Below are 3,940 nucleotides of genomic sequence, written 5' to 3' on the forward strand. Positions count from 1 at the left end.
TTCCTGTTACAAAGGAATTAAGTGGATAGAAGATACGCTAATCAAACATCCTGATTTTGCTTTGCCTGGTCGCAAGGCATTACTTGGAAGCGATATGGAATATGAAGTTATACTAATAGATACAACAGAAACGCCAATAGACCTCTTTCCTAACTCTACTCCTGATGGCAACTGTGGCGACGCTGTCGATGCACAAGTCCTCACGTACTTCATGTACGCTGCGGCTCTGTGCTTCGTATACTCCTCGCATTTGCTCTTAATTGAGCGAGTTTCGAAAGAGGTCTATTAAAAACCCAAGTTGTTGTCAATAAGAAGATGAAACAAGTAATATGCACTGCTTTTGCAAATGGTAAACGGCATGATTTTAGGCTATTCAAAGAGTCGAGAACAAAGATAAATTCTGATATAAAGGTCATTACTGATACCGGATATCAAGGCATACAAAAGCTGCATAGCAAGTCTGAATTACCAAAGAAAGAAGACTAAGAAAAACCCGTTAACAAAAGAGGATAAGGAGAAGAATCGAGAGCTTGCCAGTGAAAGAGTGGTTAATGAAAATGTTATCGGTATGCTCAAACGATTTAAAATCATATCTGACAAATATAGAAACAGACGAAAAAGGTTTGGCCTCAGATTCAATTTGATTGCAGCTATTTATAACATGGAGCTAGTATAAATGAGTTTCGAAAGAGGTCTAATTTACCAATCACGATCATCATAAAAATACTTTTACTCATATATTTGAGCGTGTTTGCAATGAGTATCAGATAGAGCATAGAAAGACTAAGATCAAGCATCCTTGGACTAATGGGCAGGTAGAGCGAATGAACAGAACTCTCAAAGAAGCAACTGCAAACAATTTCCATTATGCATCTCATGATGAGCTAAAACAGCATCTGCATGCTTATTTGATTGCTTATAACTTCGCTAAATGACTGAAGGCTATCAAAGGTAAAACTCTTTGGCAATTTATATTAAATCAGTGGACAACTCATCCTGAATATTTTATACTTAATCCTAACCATTTTTTACTGGGACTAAACAGTCAGGAATAGAGTTTGTGAGGAGATTTATTGAACCTTATGCGCAAAATGGACAAATAATACATCTCAATCAGATGTTAGTAAAATGCGCGTAGGGTTTGTTGGAAATTATAGAGTTGCAACCGGCAAACAAACGGCGTATGTCTAGTAGAGATTTGAGCAATGGTTATAGATTAGCAGTGGAGCGATCGTTAATTTGATACATGTTTTATACAATTTAATACCTAGGGTTCAATAATCTTGAATTTTTATCGTTCGTAGTAGTGCATGATTTTTATTAAAGAGTTAACATGAAACGGTCAATCAAATCTATTTCTCCTTTAATTAAACCCAAGTTTAGAGTGAAAAAATATCGAAAATAGAATTCAGTATGAGAGGTTTTTTTTATTTGTTCATGCTGAAGTGAAGAAGTTTGAGCAAGCTATGAAGAGTAGAATTACCAAGCATGCAAAGGATTTAGAGTATCAAGCAAATGCGCAGCTTGAGGAATTCAAAACCAACAAGTTTCTGCTAGAACAGAATGAAGGGTAGCGCTCTAAGTTATGCTTCGAGTGCCGTTTGGATGTTAGATTTAGATATAATTTATAATTTTACTATTTTGAGAGTGATAAAAAATGTTCTTTATTCCTTGTTTTTTCTATCTCTTTGCCTTCTTAACGATAATTAGCAGTTTTGGCGTAGTGCTTAGCTCTTACGCAGTTACTTCTGCCTTATGGTTATTGTTTGCCTTTTGTAATGTTGCAGGTTTAATGATTCTGCTTGGCGCTGAGTTTTTGGCAATGGCTACAATTGCTGTATATGTTGGCGCAGTAATGGTGTTATTTTTGTTTATAATTACCACCATGGATTTGGATCCATTAAAAATCGGATATAATTTTAGACAAAATTTTTCTTTATCCTGCTTGTGTTCTTTTATTTTTGGCGCTTGGCTATTATGTAGCGTGAATATATGTTTGGTATATTTTTCTGGAGAAGATTTTAGCAGGTCTATTACTCCATTGGAGATGGACCTAACTAACACTCCGGTGATTTATACCAATTTCGTAATACCATTTCTGCTAATAGGATTAGCGTTACTAGTTGCCGCTATAGTGTCTATTAGCATTACCTTGAGGTATAAGAAGAGGGCGGCAAAAAGAGCGAAGGTTGATTATAGCAAGTCAGAGATTCTGTTTAGTCAATAAGTTATATACATATTGATGTTACGGCAAAACTCCTACACAGACTTTCGTGAACTCAAAACACATTGCGCTTGAAAAAGAGTCTATGTATAATAATAACACATCTGACAGTCTTAACTTATCTGACTATCACTTGTAAAAAAATACTGTTCATCAGATGAAGTTTCAATTGGTACAGTCAGATCTCCTCTGACCATTTCAAGCGCAACCTTAAACTTGAATTCGTTACTATAACTCTTGTTTTTACTCATTTGCTTTTTCTCCTATTGTATGTTCATTTTAACATAAAATACTCTCTCTACTACTGGTCCATTTTTTGAGGGCATTACGAACAAATGCAAGAAGTAAATGGAAGCGCAGAACACTGGAGCGTGCATGAATTTAAGTACAGATTTGAACAATAGGAGCGCGGCAACACTTGCCGTCCGCGCAGTAGGTCTTATTCTCATTATTTAAGTTTTCGGTTATTATATAGATCTCTATTGATTATGAATAAATAATAAAACAAAGGCATATGCAGTTTTTTCTTGATAGCACCCAACTAGATGAAATCCAATCATTTTATAAATCAGGTCTCATATCGGGAGTTACCACTAATCCATCTCTATGCGCTCAAAGCAATGTTAATTTTTATGAGCTTATTCAACGCATTTCATTCATACTCAAACGCAACGTCAGCGTAGAAGTAGTAGCAACCGACACGCGTGGAATGCTAGAACAGGCGGAAAAAATTTTGGGAATTTCTCGCGATATAATAATTAAATTACCCATCACTCGCAATGGTCTCGAGACTTGCTCAATTCTTGCAAAACAAGGTATAAAAACAAACATGACGCTCTGTTTTTCATTAACGCAAGCCATGATGGCGGCGCACGCTGGTGCATATTATGTTTCACCATTTTTAGGGCGCATGCTAGATAACACTATTGATGCTCAAAGTGTAATTAGTAATATCAAATCAGCATATCAAATGCATGCAATTAATACAAAAGTGTTGGTCGCTTCTATTAGAAGTGTAGAGCATGTGGAATGGGCAATAACATGTGGGGCGGATATTGTTACGGCCCCATCTCGCATACTAATACAATGCTATCAACATCATCTGACTGAGGAAGGGATTGTTAAATTCCTTACTGAATGGTCCAGTGCCGGTAAAAATATGTAACAATAAGAAATACGGTCAATAGACCTCTCGCAAAACTCTACTGCTGCATGGCAGCTGTGACGGCGCTCCTATTGTTCAAATCCTCGCTTTAAATTCATGTATGTCCGAAGTTTTGCGCTTTCATTAGATTTTTTGCATAACCTAAGGAATATGCACGAACTTAAGCTCTATATTAAGCTTTATCATGCAAGTTAGTATGAAATATCATAGTACCCTACATTTTTTTGAGCTCGCTACTTAAGAGTGCAAAAAAGAGGGCGTCGGATGGTCTTAAGTTGTGAGATAATGTCTCGATAAAGCACTTCACGGTTGTACAGACCTCTTGCGTAAGTATATAGAATTGGAAATTACTGACAGGGAGGGATTGATATTTTTTATAAAGCGTGTATAGAACTTGATTTTTAACCAACAAGAGACTACACACAATGATAAGATACAGTAAAATTGCTAAACATCCAAGAGTTTTTTTAAGATTATTTGGCATGGAGCTAGAAAAGTTTGAAATAATAATAAAGAAGCTAGAAAAAATCTGGGATAAAAGAGTCGTAGGC

Annotated in this window: 3 protein-coding genes and 3 pseudogenes; 5 read left to right on the plus strand and 1 reads right to left on the minus strand. The window is 36.1% G+C overall.

The genetic code is table 11. The features are described from left to right. Window positions 1–143, plus strand: a pseudogene (locus Sarmat_RS06005) (IS5/IS1182 family transposase); the annotation flags it as partial. On the opposite strand, the gene Sarmat_RS06010 reads toward Sarmat_RS06005, so the two are convergent. Then, window positions 113–250, minus strand: a complete 138-nt coding sequence (locus tag Sarmat_RS06010; RefSeq protein ID WP_202149874.1) for a hypothetical protein — start codon at window positions 248–250, stop codon at window positions 113–115. The pseudogene Sarmat_RS06005 and the gene Sarmat_RS06010 overlap by 31 nt on opposite strands. A 26-nt stretch (window positions 251–276) precedes the next feature. Here Sarmat_RS06010 and Sarmat_RS06015 point away from each other — a divergent pair. The 4 genes and pseudogenes from Sarmat_RS06015 to Sarmat_RS06030 form a co-directional block, all read left to right on the plus strand. Next, window positions 277–676, plus strand: a pseudogene (locus Sarmat_RS06015) (transposase family protein); the annotation flags it as partial. A 22-nt stretch (window positions 677–698) separates the two neighbouring features. Continuing rightward, a pseudogene (locus Sarmat_RS06970) lies at window positions 699–932 on the plus strand (integrase core domain-containing protein); the annotation flags it as partial. 725 nt (window positions 933–1,657) lie between these two features. Next, window positions 1,658–2,227 (plus strand): NADH-quinone oxidoreductase subunit J, encoded by a 570-nt coding sequence (locus Sarmat_RS06025; RefSeq protein WP_202149871.1) that lies wholly within the window; start codon window positions 1,658–1,660, stop codon window positions 2,225–2,227. A 511-nt stretch (window positions 2,228–2,738) separates the two neighbouring features. After that, entirely contained in the window at window positions 2,739–3,389 is a 651-nt protein-coding gene (locus Sarmat_RS06030) for a transaldolase family protein (protein ID WP_202149872.1), read from the plus strand. Window positions 3,390–3,940 lie beyond the last annotated feature (551 nt).

This window comes from Candidatus Sarmatiella mevalonica (genome assembly GCF_016751895.1).
GTDB lineage: Bacteria > Pseudomonadota > Alphaproteobacteria > Rickettsiales > Rickettsiaceae > Sarmatiella > Sarmatiella mevalonica.

Coding starts and splice junctions, on each gene's coding strand:
- Sarmat_RS06030 (WP_202149872.1), top strand. CDS start 2,739: ATGCAGTTTTTTCTTGATAGCACCCAACTAGATGAAATCCAATCATTT.
- Sarmat_RS06025 (WP_202149871.1), top strand. CDS start 1,658: ATGTTCTTTATTCCTTGTTTTTTCTATCTCTTTGCCTTCTTAACGATA.
- Sarmat_RS06010 (WP_202149874.1), bottom strand. CDS start 250: ATGCGAGGAGTATACGAAGCACAGAGCCGCAGCGTACATGAAGTACGT.